The organism is Mycoplasma marinum, assembly GCF_004335975.1.
GTDB lineage: Bacteria > Bacillota_I > Bacilli_A > Mycoplasmatales > Metamycoplasmataceae > Mycoplasma_K > Mycoplasma_K marinum.
The window spans coordinates 15100-31685 of record NZ_PSZO01000007.1 but is presented as its reverse complement, the minus strand read 5'-3'; the positions used below and the strand labels follow the sequence as shown (position 1 = coordinate 31685).

The 16586-nt window shown below is 30.5% G+C and carries 14 protein-coding genes and 3 tRNA genes; 11 read left to right on the top strand and 6 right to left on the bottom strand.

The genetic code is table 4. The features are described 5' to 3' along the window. Window positions 1-101 precede the first annotated feature (101 nt). A complete protein-coding gene (gene ftsH, locus C4B24_RS02030; protein WP_131598856.1) occupies window positions 102-2195 on the top strand; it encodes an ATP-dependent zinc metalloprotease FtsH in 2094 nt (697 codons plus the stop codon). Window positions 2196-2459: 264 nt separating this feature from the next. Here the strand turns inward: ftsH and C4B24_RS02025 are convergent, their stop codons facing one another. The 5 genes from C4B24_RS02025 to deoD form a co-directional block, all read right to left on the bottom strand. Continuing rightward, entirely contained in the window at window positions 2460-3134 is a 675-nt protein-coding gene (locus C4B24_RS02025; RefSeq protein WP_131598854.1) for a PQ-loop domain-containing transporter, read from the bottom strand. A 74-nt stretch (window positions 3135-3208) separates the two neighbouring features. Next, window positions 3209-3676 carry a dihydrofolate reductase gene (locus C4B24_RS02020; RefSeq protein WP_131598852.1) on the bottom strand — a complete coding sequence of 156 codons (468 nt, stop codon included), beginning with the start codon at window positions 3674-3676 and terminating at the stop codon, window positions 3209-3211. Between the two features lie 76 nt (window positions 3677-3752). Beyond that, window positions 3753-4418: a deoxyribose-phosphate aldolase gene (gene deoC, locus C4B24_RS02015; RefSeq protein ID WP_131598850.1), complete on the bottom strand. Its 666-nt coding sequence runs from the start codon at window positions 4416-4418 to the stop codon at window positions 3753-3755. A gap of 8 nt (window positions 4419-4426) precedes the next feature. Beyond that, entirely contained in the window at window positions 4427-5719 is a 1293-nt protein-coding gene (locus C4B24_RS02010) for a thymidine phosphorylase (RefSeq protein WP_131598848.1), read from the bottom strand. Continuing rightward, on the bottom strand, window positions 5719-6417 hold the full coding sequence (gene deoD / locus C4B24_RS02005) for a purine-nucleoside phosphorylase (protein ID WP_131598845.1): 699 nt from the start codon (window positions 6415-6417) through the stop codon (window positions 5719-5721). Before deoD ends, C4B24_RS02010 begins: the two co-directional genes overlap by 1 nt. Window positions 6418-6612: 195 nt before the next feature. Here deoD and C4B24_RS02000 point away from each other — a divergent pair, with 195 nt between their 5' ends. From C4B24_RS02000 to C4B24_RS01965, 8 genes are all read left to right on the top strand, one after another. After that, entirely contained in the window at window positions 6613-7740 is a 1128-nt protein-coding gene (locus C4B24_RS02000; protein ID WP_131598843.1) for a BMP family ABC transporter substrate-binding protein, read from the top strand. 166 nt (window positions 7741-7906) lie between these two features. Next, complete coding sequence (locus tag C4B24_RS01995; protein ID WP_131598841.1) at window positions 7907-9043, top strand: BMP family ABC transporter substrate-binding protein; 1137 nt, start codon at window positions 7907-7909, stop codon at window positions 9041-9043. 25 nt (window positions 9044-9068) lie between these two features. Beyond that, window positions 9069-10640, top strand: a complete 1572-nt coding sequence (locus C4B24_RS01990; RefSeq protein WP_131598839.1) for an ABC transporter ATP-binding protein — start codon at window positions 9069-9071, stop codon at window positions 10638-10640. Then, complete coding sequence (locus C4B24_RS01985) at window positions 10640-12238, top strand: ABC transporter permease (protein WP_131598837.1); 1599 nt, start codon at window positions 10640-10642, stop codon at window positions 12236-12238. The genes C4B24_RS01990 and C4B24_RS01985 overlap by 1 nt, the downstream gene beginning before the upstream one ends. Next, window positions 12238-13167, top strand: coding sequence for an ABC transporter permease (locus tag C4B24_RS01980; protein WP_131598836.1), 930 nt, complete (start codon window positions 12238-12240; stop codon window positions 13165-13167). Before C4B24_RS01985 ends, C4B24_RS01980 begins: the two co-directional genes overlap by 1 nt. 140 nt (window positions 13168-13307) lie before the next feature. After that, window positions 13308-13383, top strand: a tRNA-Met gene (locus C4B24_RS01975). A 2-nt stretch (window positions 13384-13385) separates the two neighbouring features. Next, a tRNA-Asp gene (locus C4B24_RS01970) sits at window positions 13386-13462 on the top strand. A gap of 3 nt (window positions 13463-13465) precedes the next feature. Beyond that, window positions 13466-13541, top strand: a tRNA-Phe gene (locus tag C4B24_RS01965). Window positions 13542-13627: 86 nt separating this feature from the next. Here the strand turns inward: C4B24_RS01965 and C4B24_RS01960 are convergent. Further along, window positions 13628-14206 carry a hypothetical protein gene (locus C4B24_RS01960; protein WP_131598834.1) on the bottom strand — a complete coding sequence of 193 codons (579 nt, stop codon included), beginning with the start codon at window positions 14204-14206 and terminating at the stop codon, window positions 13628-13630. A 214-nt stretch (window positions 14207-14420) separates the two neighbouring features. Between C4B24_RS01960 and prfA the strand changes: the two genes are divergently transcribed. Both prfA and C4B24_RS01950 read left to right on the top strand, forming a co-directional pair. Next, the gene (gene prfA, locus C4B24_RS01955; RefSeq protein ID WP_131598832.1) at window positions 14421-15503 is read left to right on the top strand and encodes a peptide chain release factor 1; all 1083 of its coding nucleotides are present in this window, start codon (window positions 14421-14423) and stop codon (window positions 15501-15503) included. A gap of 36 nt (window positions 15504-15539) precedes the next feature. After that, window positions 15540-16331, top strand: a complete 792-nt coding sequence (locus C4B24_RS01950) for a YcsE-related riboflavin metabolism phosphatase (protein WP_131598830.1) — start codon at window positions 15540-15542, stop codon at window positions 16329-16331. Window positions 16332-16586 lie beyond the last annotated feature (255 nt).

Sequence of the window (16586 nt, the reverse complement as noted above, 5' to 3'; positions counted from 1 at the left end):
ATTAAATAGACTGTTATACATTTACTATATTTATAAATAATAAAAATGTATAATTTAAATATCTATTCCTTAATTTAAAAAGGATTACAAGGAGGGCATAAATGGCCACACAAAATAAAAAGAAAAAGTTTAATTGAACAGGATTTATAGTCATTTTATTAGTTACAGCAGCACTAATAATAGGACTTTATTTCCTATTCTTTAAAAAAGATAAGATAGTTTCAGCATCTAGTTTTGAAACAAAACTTAAAAAAGCTGAAAGTGATACGAAGGATGATCATTATATTAAGGACATTACTTTTGATTCAGCGTATTCAAAAATATATGTAACCGAACACTTAAATGGTGGAAGAGAAGAGAAATATATCGTTCCGGGTGCAACACCTGGGCAAATTGATGATTTTAGACAATCATTCTCTGCAGCAACTGGTGCAAACATACCTAATTCTATAATGAAAGGCCACAAAGGAGCATTTATTGATTCTTCTGGTAAAAATCATAGTGATTCAGGTATTAGTGGTACCGTATATAAAGCTCCTAGTAAATGAGTAAATATAATGATTTCACTATTACCAATGGTATTATTCATCTTTGTGATGATTTGATTGGCTAAAAAATCTGGTGGAGCTGGTGGTGGATCACCATTCTCAGTCGGAAATAATAAAGCTCAAAAAATGGTATCAGATAAAAAATTCTCAGATGTCGCTGGTAATGAAGAAGTTAAAGAAGAGGTTATTGAAGTTGTTGATTTCCTTAAAAATCCTGCTAAATATAAAGCTGCAGGTGCAAAAATTCCTAAAGGTATTTTATTGGGTGGGCCTCCAGGTACAGGTAAGACTTTAATTGCTAAAGCTACTGCCGGAGAAGCTGGTGTTCCATTCTACTTCATTTCTGCATCTAATTTTGTTGAAATGTTTGTTGGTGTTGGTGCTAAGCGTGTTCGTGAAATGTTCCGTGAAGCTCGTAAGAATGCCCCATGTATTATATTTATTGATGAGCTAGATGCTGTTGGTAGATCTCGTGGTGCTGGTATGGGTGGTGGAAATGATGAGCGTGAACAAACACTTAACCAACTTCTTGTTGAAATGGATGGTATGTCAGAAAATAATGGTATTTTAGTTCTTGCAGCTACTAACCGTCCTGATGTTCTAGATCCTGCTTTACAAAGACCTGGACGTTTTGATAGAACTATTACTGTTGGACTTCCAGATATTAAAGAGCGTGAGGCAATTCTTGATGTTCATGCCAAAGGTAAGCGTATAGATCCTGGTGTTGACTTTGGTAATATTGCTAAACGTACTCCTGGTTATTCAGGTGCTCAATTAGAATCGGTTATTAATGAAGCATCACTTTTAGCTGTTCGTGAAAATTCAGGTGTAATAACAGCTGATCAAATTGATGAAGCAATTGATAGAGTTATGGCTGGTCCTGCTAAGAAATCAAGAGTTATTGAAAAAGAAGAATTAACAATGGTTTCTCTACATGAAGCTGGACATGCCGTTATTGGTATTAAGGTTCCAGGTGGTCAAAAAGTTCAAAAAATAACAATAATCCCTCGTGGTCAAGCTGGTGGTTATAACTTAATGACTCCAGAAAAAGAGTCATACTATAATAAAAAATCAGACCTACATGCACAAATCATGTCATTCATGGGTGGGCGTGCAGCTGAAAAAATTATGTATGGTGCAGATCAAGTTTCAAATGGTGCTGCAAATGATATTGAGAAGGCTACAAGAATCGCAAGAATGATGGTTACTCAATGAGGTATGTCAGATCTTGGACCAATTCAATATGAGGCAAATCAAGGTTCGCCATTCTTAGGTAGAGATTACAATAAAAATAAAGACTTTTCAGATGCTGTCGGTCATGAAATTGACCAAGAGGTTAGAAAAATTATTATGGCTGCTCAAATTGAGGCAGAAAAAGTAATTAATAAAAACTTACCACTTCTAAAAGCCATTTCTAAAGCGCTTCTTGAAAAAGAAACAATAGTTGCAGAGGAAATTGAATATATTGTTGAGCATGGTGAATTACCTGCTCCTAAGGATAAAGTTGCTCCTGCAGCTACAAAACATTCTTTAAAAGATCTTATTGCTAAAGTTAAACCTTCAAAAGAAGGGGCAACTCAAGTAGTTAAAGAAAAAGAAGAAGTAGTTAAAGAAGAAAAAACTACTACAACTAAAGAGGATAAATAATTAAATTATATTCACTAAATAATGGTGGATATTTTTTTATGCCAATAAACATTATTGGATACGTTTATAAGGAAATGCATATTTAATGAATTTAAAAGATTAGTAGAGTAGCAAGTTTTATATAAACTTAGTTTCAATAAATTATTACTACTCCCTAAATTGGTACAAAAAATTCTACACTCCTTTTGTGAAATGTAGAATTTTTTTGCACCAATTTAACTTGATGCTGCTTTATTATTACTTGCTTTGTATTGTATATTTTCTTTATTGAGACTTAGATTTATTTCTTCTCTTATTAATAATAATTAGACAAAGTTGCGTTCCTCAAATGATTGCACCAATGAATGATAATATTGTTGGTAACAATTGAGTTGATATTGTAAATGATGAATTGATTGTGTGGTGGAATGTACCTCAATATATAGTTCAACTAATATTAACTGTTGTACCAAGAATAAAAAGTAAAATTGATAATCCAGTTGTATCTTTTGATTTTAGTGTTTTTATAATTTGAGGTAAGAATGCAAATGTAGTTAATGAACCACCAAGTGCTGAAAATATTAACATCCCAGTATTATTTCTTGTGATTCCTTTTCCTTGCATAATAGCAAAGAAAATAATTGCTAAAGCTCAAACTAAAGATATTAATATTGTTATTGATAGGCGGTACTTATTATTGCTATATTTCAATAAGAAAATAATGACTAACGAGAATGTTGTAAGTGCAAAAATATTTGCAATACCCACCGGTAATCCTGGGTTTCCAATTAAACCTGCATAGAACACCCATAAAGTAAGTCCCAATCAGAATGCAAACATTGATAAAAAGTTTACTCCTGATATTTTTTTAGTTTTGACTGTGTAATAGAGTTGGGGTAACCCTAACAGTATTGTTAAAATGGCAGCAATCCAACCAAGGGTTGTAACGAATTCGAACATTTTTTCTCCTTTTAATGTGATTTATAATGTATCCTAATTAATTTTAGATTAAAAAAAGACAAAATAAAAATATATTATTTTATCTTTCTGTATATTACTACATCAAAATCTCCGTGTACAACTACTCCTTCTTTTGAATAATTGACCGGTTTAAGGTTGAGGTAGACGTTACCCGTATAATTTCCTCATACATATGAGATTATTCATTCATCTGCTTGTTCTGCATATTTTTCATATACACTTTTACCACCAGCAATAAAAAGAATTTCTTCAGAATTTCTATATTTATCAAATAATTTATTTAATTCTTCATCATTATGGATTGTTTGATCTGCTTTTTCAACATCATTGCTTGAAAGTACATAATGTTTTCTTCCTGGGAGTTTATTGGGCAATCCTTGAAAAGTTTTTCTTCCAAATAATAATGAGTGTCCCATTGTTGTTTCTTTAAAATGCTTAAATTCTTTTGGTAAGTGTCATGGCATTTTATCATCTTTACCAATTAACCTCTCGCCTGTCATTGCTACTATTAGTTTAATCATAATATTCTCCTTTATGTATATTTTCTAAATTATAAATAAAAAAAGATGCATAATACATCTTAATCTTATTTGAGAATTAGTATTCTCCTTCTTTTGCTTTTTCACCTGAAATAAGTTTAACACCTGAAGATGTACCTATACGTGAAGCACCAATTGAAATCATTTCATCTAAATCTGCAGGAGTTTTAACACCACCAGCTGCTTTAATTAAAATTTTATCTCCAACTACTTTTTTCATTAGTTTAACATCTGCTGGAGTTGCTCCATGATATGAAAATCCTGTTGATGTTTTAACAAAATCTGCACCTGATGCAACAACAATTTCTGTTGCTTTTATTTTTTCTTCTTCTGTAAGAAGAGCAGTTTCAATAATAACCTTAAGAACATGTGAACCACAAGTTTTTTTAATGTCTTTTATTTCATTTAAAACGTAATCAAATTGCCCATCCTTTAATCTACCAATATTAATAACCATATCAATTTCATTGGCACCATGATCAATAGCTAATTTAGTTTCGAATACTTTCGCTTGTGTTGCCATAGCTCCAAGTGGGAACCCGACTACTGATGTAATCCCTACTTCAGACCCTTCAAGTTTCTTTTTTGCATATTTAACTCATGATGAGTTAACACATATAGTTTTAAAACCATATTCTTTTGCTTCTTCAATAATTTTATCGATATGTTTGCTTGTACCTTCGGCTTTAAGGTAAGTATGATCGATGTATTTTGCTTTATCCATTTTATCTCCTATGATAATTTACCCAAAATTATTGGGTTTTTAATTATATCATTATTTATTTTATATGATTTTTCAACTTGTGCAAGAATTTCTTTATTAATTTCAATATTTGATGAAATTGTAAATAATGTATCTCCTACGTTAATTTTTTCATTTGTTTTTTTATTTATATAAATACCTGCTGTATTATCAATAATATCTTCTTTTGTTGCTCTACCTGCTCCAATCTTCATTGCTGCAAGTCCAAGATCAATAGCTGAAGTAATCTCCATAAAACCACTCTCTTTTGCTTTTATCTCTAATGTAATTTCTGATTTTAAGAAATCTTTTGACTTTAATGAATTTATATCTCCACCTTGGGCTTCAATCATTTCGTAAAGTTTATTTAAAGCAGAACCATTTTCAATTACTTCTTTAACTAATTTTTTGGCTTCATCTTCATTTTTATTTGAAGCTTGTTGGATTATAGTAGCAGCAGATGAGAAGATTAGTTCTTCAAAATCTTTTGGACCATTACCCTTAAGTGTTTCAACAGCTTCTATTACTTCATTTCTATTACCAATTGCTCTACCAAGTGGTCTATCCATACTTGTAATTTCTACTTTTACATTTTTGTTTAAAAGTTTACCAATTGAAATCATTGTTTTACCCAATTTTTCAGCATCTTCATACGTCTTCATGAATGCACCGTTACCAACTTTAACATCCAATAAAATTGAATCAGCACCAGTTGCTAATTTTTTAGACATAATTGAAGCTGCAATTAAAGGAATTGATTCCACTGTTGCTGTTACATCTCTTAAGGCGTATAGTTTTTTATCTGCTGGAACAATGTTCCCTGATTGAGAAATAATTGCCAATCCATGTTTTTGTACAATTTTAATAAAATTTTCAATTGTTTGTTCAACTTGAAATCCTGGAATAGATTCTAGTTTATCAATTGTTCCACCCGTATGACCAAGACCTCTACCTGACATTTTTGCAACAGGAATTCCTAGTGCAGCAATAATAGGGCAAAGTGCGATTGAGGTTTTATCACCTATTCCTCCAGTTGAATGTTTATCAGCCTTAACTCCATTAATCGAAGTAAGATCGATAATATCTCCTGAGTTCATCATTATTAGTGTAAGATCAGCAACCTCTTGATCTGTCATTCCATTTAACACTACGGCCATTGCAAATGAAGCCATTTGATAGTCCTTAACTTCATCATTAACATAACCATTTATTAAGAAAGCTATTTCATCCCTTGTTAGTTCTTTATTAAGTCTCTTTTTATCTATTATGTCTACTGCTCTCATTATAAGATACCCAAAGCAACTTTCATCATGTCAGCAAACGCTGTTTGACGTTCTTCAGCTGATGTTTCTTCTTTAGTTATAAGGTTATCAGATATTGTTAATAAACATGCTGCTTTTTTACCTGTTTTTTCCGCATTTATAAATAATGCAGCTGATTCCATTTCAACACAATCTGCTCCAGTTATTGAGATTGTATCTTCTAATGAACGTGAACCATAAAATACATCTGAAGAGTGAATTCTTGCTTCATGTAATTTAATATCCAAGTTTTTAGCTGATGCTTTAATTTTGTTATTAAGTTCTTGTGCTGGTTCAAGAATATGTTTTGATTCTTCAAGAACAATTCTTGAAAATGCATCTGAATCTGTATATGCTGATGTCGCAAGAACAACATCATATAACTTAAGGTCAGCTTTATATGAACCTGCTGAACCTATTCTAATAATATTATCTACTCCATAAAATTCAAATAGTTCGTATGAATAGATACCGATTGATGGTTGTCCCATTCCAGAACCACAAATTGAAACTTCTTTACCTTCAAATTTACCTGTGAACATAAGCATGTTTCTAATTGTATTTACTTGTTTTACATCTGTTAAAAAATTATCCGCAATGTACTTTGCTCTTAGTGGATCTCCGGGCATTAGTACTGTTTTGGCTATTTCGCCTTTTTTTGCATTGATATGTGGTGTCATTTTTACCTCCTAGTAGTGTTTATAACAATTACATTTTATCACATTGCAAGTTATATTTAATTACTTATGTTAGAGAAATATAACATCGCGAGATGTTTTGAACGGTAAGGTTAGGGAAACATAACACATATGTATTTTTGAATAAAATATAATTTTAATGTATGACAATAATAAATTTAAAGGGGAATACAAAAAATGACAAAAAGTAAAAAAATTACGTTGGGTGTTGTTGCTTCATTAGCAACTATAGCAGCACCAATAGCATTGGCAGTATCATGTGGAAGTAGTGAAAGTGAAGGGGGACCATTCTTTGTTTCTGATGGTGGTTCTATTACAGATAAATCATTTAATCAACAAGGTGCAGAAGCTGTTGCACAAATACTTGGCAAAAGTAAATTATCAGCATCAGATTTTAATGAGCCTAAAAAATCAGATGCAGCAACAATTGAAGAAGGTTATTCAGCAGCATTGAATTCGGGTAAAAAGATAATTATTGGGACAGGGTTTCACCATGAAGCATCTATTACTAAATGAGTTGGTTCTCAAGGGGATCAACTTAAATTTATAATAGCTGATGTTGATGGAAAAAATCCTAAATTTAAAAAGAATGTTGCAGGAATTTTATATGAAACAAAACAATCAGGATTTCTAGCAGGATATCTTTCAGCTAAATATCTAGTAGAAATTGAAAAAGATACAACACCAACTGTTGGTACATTTGGTGGCGCACCAATTCCAAGTGTTACTGATTTTATGATTGGTTATATAGAAGGTGTTAAACAGTTTAACATTGACAATAAAGCAAATGTTAAATTTGCTTCTCTTGGGAGCGAACAAAAAAATTATACAAACTCAGGATTTGCTTCAGGTGGTGGAACAGCAAAAGCAACTAAGTTAATAAAATCAGGAGCAGACATTATTCTTCCTGTGGCTGGTCCACAAACAGCTGACGTTCTTAGTGTTATAAAAAATGAAGCAGGTAAGTTTGTTATTGGTGTAGATACAGATCAAAAAAGTAAATACCCAAGTCAAAGCGATAAGTTTTTAACTTCAATTACTAAAAATATTAAAGATTCTCTTGTTGCTGTTTACAATAAAGTTTCAGGTAAAAAATCTAATTCTTGAGCAAAAGGTTATGGAGAAACTACAATGGGTAATCTTTCTAATGGATTAACTGGAATTGCAGAACCAGGAATTGCAAAAGCGAAAGATATCTACAACGTAATTAAAAAAGATCAAACTTTAAGAGAAGAAGCAAGCAAAAATACAAAAGATGTAACTTGAGACAAAGCATATGAATATTTAAGTCAAAATATTAGATAAAGGAACAGTTTTATATAAGCAAAATAAGCAATAAGTATTAAATAAATTGCTTTTTTTGCCTTTTTAATTAGGGTATAAATACATTTTTTTGTATAATAATTCAAAGTAATATTCAATTAGACATAAAAGTCAATTGGATTTATTTTCTTAATATAAAGGGGAAAAAATGACAAGGAACAAAAAAGTTGCACTAGGCGTAGTAACAACCTTATTGGTTGCAGCTCCAATCGCGGCAGTTACTTCATGTGGGAATAATTACACAGAAGGTGATGTATTTTTTGTTTCTGATGGTGGTTCTATATATGATAAGTCTTTCAATCAACAAGGAGCAGCTTCGGTTGCTGCTATTCTTAATAAAAAACGTTTAGATACCGGTGATTATTATGTTCCTAAGGGTCATGATTCCGGTTCTTTATATACTGGTTATGAAGTTGCTGCAAACGTTAGCAAGAAAATAGTTGTTGGAACTGGGTTCTTACATCAACCTCCTGTTGAAAATTGAGTTAAGATGCATGGTTCATTTTTGAAATTTATTTTAGCTGATGTTCAAGTTGATAAAAATAATGATGCTTTTAAAGGTAATGTAGCTGGTATAAGTTACAAAACAAAACAATCAGGATTTTTAGCAGGTTATCTTTCAGCACAATATCTTGTGGAAATTAAAAAAGACACAACACCAACTTTGGGTACATTTGGTGGAGGTAATTTTCCGGCTGTAACTGATTTTATGGTTGGTTTTGTTCTGGGTGGAAAATATTATAATGACAAACATCCTGATTTAAAAAATAAAGTTAAATTTGCTACATTTGCAAAAGAAATTGACTATACAAACTCAGGTTTCCAACTTAATAAAGGACAATCAAAAGCAACAAGGCTTGTAGAGGAAGGTGCAGATGTTATTCTTCCGGTTGCAGGTCCACAAACAGCAGATGTTATAGATGTTATTAAAAATAAAACTGGTAAATTTGTTATTGGTGTTGATACCGATCAAAAATTAAAGTTCCCAGGATATGAAAATCTATTTATAACTTCAATTACTAAAAACATTAAAGAATCTGTTATTGCTGTTTACAACAAAGTAACGGGTAAAAAGGCAAAATCATGAACCAAGGGATATGGAGACACTACTTGGGGTACTATCGAAAATAAATTAACGGGTATTGCAAAGCCAGGAATGGTTAATGCAGAAGTAATTTATAATAAAATAATAAACGATGTTAGTTTATTGAAAAGTATTCCAAATAGGGTTAAAGATCAAAATTGGGATGATGCATTAAAAATTATAAAGAGTTTAAAAAGGTAATAGATATTTTATAAAGGGGATAATTATGTACGCAATAGAAATGAAAAATATAACAATGGCATTTGGTAATTTTAAAGCTAATGACAACTTGACATTAAGAGTTAAAAAAGGTGAAGTTCATGCCTTAATTGGTGAAAATGGTGCTGGTAAATCAACTTTGATGTCAGTTTTATTTGGAATGTACAAACAAACTTCTGGAAGTATTTATATTAACGGTTCCCCAGTTAATATTAATTCCCCTCTTATTGCTAATGAATATGGAATTGGAATGATTCACCAACACTTTAAATTGGTTGGTGATTTTACTGTTTTAGAAAATATTGTTTTAAATAGTGAAGAAACTGTTGGAAAAGTATTCGTAACCTATAAAGAATCTAAGAAAAAAGTTGAAGCAATAATTAAGAAATATAAATTAGAAATTGAACTTAATAAAAAAGTTTCTAATTGTACAGTTGCAGAACAACAAAGAATAGAAATAATAAAAATGCTTTATAGAGATTCAGAAATATTAATTTTTGATGAACCGACTGCCGTATTATCACCTCTTCAAATAAAAGAATTTTTAAAAGCTGTTAAAGATTTACAAGCTAAAGGAAAAACTATCATTATAATTTCCCATAAACTAGATGAACTTAAAAAAGTTGCTCAAAGAGGAACGGTAATCAGAAGAGGAAAATTAATTAAAGAAATTGATATAGCGAAAACCACACCTTCTAAATTAGCGGAGTTGATGGTTGGTTCAAAGGTAGCTTCCATAGCAAATTCACAAGAAGTAAAAATTGGGAAACCGATTATTGAAATAAAAAATCTATTTATGACTAAACATCGTAAGAAACAAGTCGTTGGGTTAGAAAATTTTAATTTAGTTTTACATGAGGGAGAAATAGTCGCCATTGCTGGTGTTGAAGGAAACGGACAAACCGAATTAATAGGGGCGATAACAGGTCTTCAAAAAGTTAAAAGTGGTTCAATTAAAGTGCTTGCGAATATTAAAGATAAAAAAACTCAAAAAATTAGACAAGAAATGATTGACATAACTAAAAAGTCAGTTAGAAATAAATACAATTACGGAATGTCTTATATTCCAGAAGATAGACATAAGCACGGAATTATATTAGATATGGATTTAATTGAAAATACTGTTTTACAAGATTTTTGCAAACGACCTTATTCAAAATTTGGGATTTTAAATAGAAAAAATATTTCTAAAGAAGCAAAACAAGTCATCAAAAATTATGATGTGCGTTCTTCTAATGGTCCTGAATCATTAGCAAGATCTCTTTCTGGTGGTAACCAACAAAAATTAATTGTTGGTAGAGAGCTTTCTAAAGAAGCTAAATTTATAGTGGTTGCTCAACCAACTCGTGGATTAGATGTTGGTGCTATTAATAATATTCATAAAAATATATTGAGAGCTAAAATGGAGGGTAAAGCAATTCTGTTGGTTTCTTATGAATTGGATGAAGTTATTTCATTAGCTGATAGAGTTATTGTTGTTAATGCTGGTAAAAATGCTGGAGAATTATCATCAAAAGAAGTTACCAAGCATAAATTAGGAACTCTAATGGCTGGTAAGAAAATAGAAAGGAATAAATAATGAATTTAAAAATTAACGATAAAATTAATTCATTTGGAAAGACTATCCTTTCAAATATAAATGGTGAAAAATCAAAAGGTATATTCCATAAGTTCAAAGCATCTATAATAGCAATATTAATTGGATTTTTAATTGGTGCTATTCCTATATTAGCTGTTGGTGGAAATGTATTCTCTACTTATACAGAATTATTTTTAGCTCCTTTAAAATCTTTCCAAATCAATATGACAGTTACACTTATATCAATTGTTATCTTATTAGGTGTTGGTATTGGTATTTCATTTAAGTCTGGATTATTTAATATTGGTGCCCCAGGACAATTCTTAGTCGCAGGTGCATTTACAACTATGATGGGTATTCAATTGAATATGAGTAAGGGTATTTCAATTCCCTTAATGATTTTAGTTGCAGCACTCGCTGGTGCAATCGTAGCTGCAATTGCAGGTATACTAAAAGCATTCTTTAATGTTCATGAAGTTGTTTCTACTATTTTATTGAATTGAACATTCTTTTACTTCATTAAATGAATCTTTAAAATGAAAAAATTTAAATCACCTACAATGGAGTCATCAAAAAATGTTCATGAGTCCATGCAATTTGATTTAACTTTTAACTCTATGGAGCCGTGAATTATTTTTGCAATCACAATTTTAATAGTGGTAATAATTTGATTTATATTCAGGTTTACAACATTTGGTTTCAAAATGAAAGCAAATGGTATGAGTAAATCCGCAACAAAATATGCAGGTATAAATGTTAAGGTAACTACAATTCTATCAATGGCACTATCAGGTGCTGTAATAGGTGTTGCAGGATTTATTTATTACTCAACATATCAAGGTATGATGCCTGAATTAACAGATCTTCCACCACTTGCATTTGAATCAATCACAGTTGCTTTATTAGCTTTCTCAAGTCCATTAGGTTGTATTTTTGCTGGTACATTCTACGGTCTTGTATATAAAGGTATTCCATTAGCTGCGGTTGTTGGTAATGTGCCAGGAGAAACAATTAATCTTGTTCTTGGTTTAATAATATTTTTCGCAGCACTTGCTCCATTATTTATGAAGTTTAAACCTTATCTATGAATACAAATTAAAATTTATGAATACAAGAGCGAAGAATTAAGTAATAAGAAAATAAAAATGACTAATGCAGTCAAAGAACTTAAAAAAGAAAATAATATTAAGAAGAAACTTATTAAGGAAAAAAATAACGCTCAATCTATCAGATATAAAGAATTGCTTCTTAAATATAAAGGGGATAATAAAAAACTTCAAGAAATTGTTTTTGAAGAGAAACTGGTCAAATATATTAAACGACAGATTCAAAAAGAATGAACAAATGAAATAAATATTATTTCAGTTAAATTTAAGAAAAAAGAAATTGATCTTCTTGAAAAAGATATCTTACTTAAAACAATTAATTTAAAATACAAAAATTTATTTAGTGAACATAAATTAGATGAAGAAAAACATGAAAAAGAAACCTTTAAGTTTGCAATTAGAACTCTAAAAAACAATTATAAATTAGATCTCCAAGACTCTTGAGAAGCTCATAGGGTTAAAATAAAGACTTCTAAACAGGGAGGTAAATAATGATATATGCATCGTTTACAATTATCACTATGATTATTATTTTAGCTTTGGCAGCAGTTGGTGGTTCAATTTCTGAAAGATCTGGAATTATAAATCTTTCAATTGAAGGTTTTATGACAATAGGAGCAATTATTTATGCTCTAATGGCATCAAACCCATCTATAATTTCCAATCGTGCTAATCAGTTCTGAATAATTCCTATTGCAGGGCTTGCTACAGCTGGATTTGCAACGTTATATGCTTTTGTAACAGTTAAGTTAAAAGCTAACCAAACAATAGCCGGTATAGCTTTAAATATATTAGCACTTGCGATTGCAGTATACATCATCCACTCTAACTTAAACCCTGGTGGAGTTCAAGATAAAATACAAATCCAATCTGCTCTTTGAACTTTAGGAGATGGATCACGTACAAATTCCCTTTCATTATTTAATATATCGATAATAATTGGTATACCAGTTATTGTTATGGTTATTATTTTATTGAATAAAACTAAATTTGGGATTAAATTAAAAACATGTGGTGAACAACCAGATGCAGCTACTTCTCTTGGAATGAAAGTAGAGAGAATTCAATTTATTTCTGTAATGATTGCTGGAGGAATATCAGGAATGGCTGGTGCATTATTTATTCAAATGCAAGGATCATACTTTTATGGTTCAACACAAGGAGTTGGATTCTTAGCTGTTGCATTGGTAATATTTGGACAATGAAGACCTTCAATTATATTGCTAGGAGCAATTATATTTGGTGGTTTATATGGAATGGTAAGTGCAAGAGAATTAATACCTGGACTTGATAATATGGATAATCCTGAATTATTAAATACATTACCTTATCTTGCTTCATTGTTTGTTCTGATATTTACACAACGTAACTCAAAAGCACCAAAAGCTCTTGGAATACCTTATGAAAATACTGGTCGATAAACACAATTAATAAATATTTTATTAGTACAATACGTCATGTAATTGTACTTTTTTTACTCATTATTATAGGAGTTTAAATATTTTTTTAAAATAGTTTGCTAATTTATGTATTTTTTTGCTAAAATAAAAGGGCAACATATCGCGGAATAGAGCAGCTGGTAGCTCGTCGGGCTCATAACCCGGAGGCCGTAGGTTCGAGTCCTACTTCCGCAACCAATGGTCCAGTGGTAAAGTGGTTTAATACGCCTCCCTGTCACGGAGGAGATCGCGGGTTCGATCCCCGTCTGGACCGCCATATGGCTTTGTAGCTCAGTCGGTAGAGCAACGGATTGAAGCTCCGTGTGTCGCTGGTTCGATTCCTGCCGAAGCCACCATATCAAGTTTACTTGATCAAAAATATGTCCTAACGGACGCTTTTTTTATCTCTTTTACATTACATTAAAAAAAGCAGACGGAATATCTACCTCTGCAAGTTTATTATTTCATCTGCTTGTTTTTTAAGATTTTCATCAATAAAGTGATTTAATGAAACTTTATATGAATTAAAATCTAAATTAACAAAAACATTATTTTTAATACGTATCTTCTTACGTAAACGTTGTAAGATTGTTTCACCAATGATTGGCATAAAAATAACTCAAAAATGTTTTCTTTTTGTTAGGCAAAGAGTAATTGCAACACTATCAATAAAATTATTTCTTTCAAGATTTAAATCCTTTGTAAGCATTAATGGACAATCAAAAATAAATTTAATTGCAAGTTCTTTGTTTTTCAAATCATAAAGAGGCTTCAAATAATATTTATATCTTGTGTTTCATTCAAGTATTGTTTTTACACCTTCAAAAACACTTATAGTTGTTAAAACTAAACCAGCTATAAATCATGAATCAAATACTTTTGATACTGAATCATGTTTAAAGTAAAGTGCTTGTATTAATGGTAAGGCAACATCTAAGAGAATTGTTATTCATCTAGTTCTTAAAATAGATTTAAGATAAATTCATTTAAGATTAGGTATTGTTTTAAATAGTTCATTCATATCAAACAAATTTTATCATATTTAATATTAATCTTTGAGGTACAAGTGCTAGTTAATAGTGGGTATTAACAGTACTTAATAATATATTAATGATAAAAATCAATCTATAAATATCTTATTTTTATATAAGGGTAATATTTTTTTTGCTCTTTATTAAATATTAGTTGTATTTTTTACTTGTTTATTCACTCTTTTTTAATATAATTTATACACTATGGAAAAATCAATGTACGAATCACTATTATCAATTAAAGAAAAAGCTTTAGAACTTGAAGCGCAATTAAACACACCTGAAGTAGCGGGAGATATAAAAGCATACACTAAGGTAACAAGAGAATTCAAATCAATAGAAGATGTATTTAAGGCATTTTCTAAATATTTAGTTCTTGAACAAACAATAAAAGACTCAAAAGAATTATTGGGGATTGAATCAGATCCTGAGATGATTGAATTTGCAAAAATGGAAATTAAAGATGCTGAAGTGCAATTGCCAGATTTAGAAGAAGAGTTAAAAATACTTCTTTTACCAAAGGATCCCAATGATGATAAAAATGTTATTGTTGAAATTCGTGGGGCTGCTGGTGGAGATGAAGCAAATATTTTTGCTGGAGATTTATTTAGAATGTATTCAAAATGAGCTGATGCAAATTCTATGAAGTGAAAAGTATTAGATTCAAATGCTGCTGATGCTGGAGGGTTCTCACAAGTTACTTTTCAAGTAAGTGGTGAAAAAGCCTATTCAAAGCTTAAATATGAATCTGGTGTTCATCGTGTTCAACGTATTCCTACAACAGAAACTCAAGGTAGAGTACATACTTCAACAGTTACAGTTATGGTTATGCCAGAAGCTGATGCCTCTGTTCCAATTGAAATTAGAGCCATTGACATTAAAGTTGATACTTATCGTTCTTCTGGAGCTGGTGGTCAATCAGTTAATACTACTGACTCTGCTGTTCGTATTACTCACTTAGAAACAGGGATTGTTGTTACTTGTCAAGATGGTCGTTCTCAAATCGAGAATAAAGAACTAGCCTTACAAGTTCTTAAAACAAAACTATTTGATAAACAAGTTAAAGAAATGCAAGAAAAAGAGGGTCAATTTAGAAAACTTGCAGGTTCAGGCGCAAGGTCAGAAAAAATAAGAACTTATAACTATCCTCAAAATCGTGTAACTGATCATCGTGTAGGTTTCAACTCTTCTTCACTAAATAAAATTATTGAAGGTGATTTAAATCAAGTTATTGATGCTCTTCTAGCGGAAGAACAAGCTGAAAAAATTAAAGAGGCAGGGATTTAGTCCCACTTTTTTTAAACTATTCAAAAGGAGGAAAATATGTATAAAATATTTGCGTTTGATATTGATGGAACTTTATTGCCATTTGAACAAAAAAACTTAGATCAAGAAATTGTTTTGATGTTTAAGAGATTAAAAGAACAAGGTAAAACAAATGTTCTTATTACTGGTAGAGATTTTGTAACGATTGGAGATATGATTAACACTCCACACGTGGATTATTTTATTGGTGCAAATGGCGCATTTATTTTTGATTTAAAAACTAAAGAATTAGTTTTTGAAAAATATATTGAACATGGAGATTTAGTTAAACTTCAAGAATTTTGCAAAGAGCATGATTTTAACTATAGTATCACAACAGAAAAAGCTATATATTTTAAAGATAAGACTAAGTGTAAAGATAATTGATTTTGAGATGATTTTTATGAAATTATTAAACCTGTAAATCATGAAGATATGCTCAATGAAAGAATTCATCAAGTTAATATAGATGTTTTGGCAGATATAGAAAAAGCAACATTAGTCAATTATATTGATGACTTGCCAAATATTGATGTTAATACAGTTTGAGAACGAGGATTATTTATTGGTCCAGAGGATATTAATAAAGCTTTTGGACTTAAGGAATTAGGTAAAATAACAGATATTTCAATTGAGCATATGATGGCATTTGGAGATTCTGATAACGACATACCTATGTTGAAAGAAGTTGGTTGCGGAATAGCTATGGGAGATGCAAAAGGTGATATCAAAGCAATAGCAAATGATACATGTGGATCTGTGAAAGACTTTGGAACAATTAAAAAATTGGAAGAGTTACAAATAATATAAAATCACTTAAACATTGAAGTGATTTTTAATATGCATTTTTAGTTTAATAAATAATTATTAGGCAGAGAATTTGGATTTTCCATAAAAAGATTAAGGTGTTAAGTTAAACCCCCTTAAACAACCCTTTAAAAGTCTTTAAAGACATTAGATGAGTTGGATCAAACAATATTTTAAAAGAATGCTCTTTCAAAGGTTTGATTCTCAAAAAATGCATTTATATATAAAAACAACTAGTGTCCAGAAAAAAAGAAATAT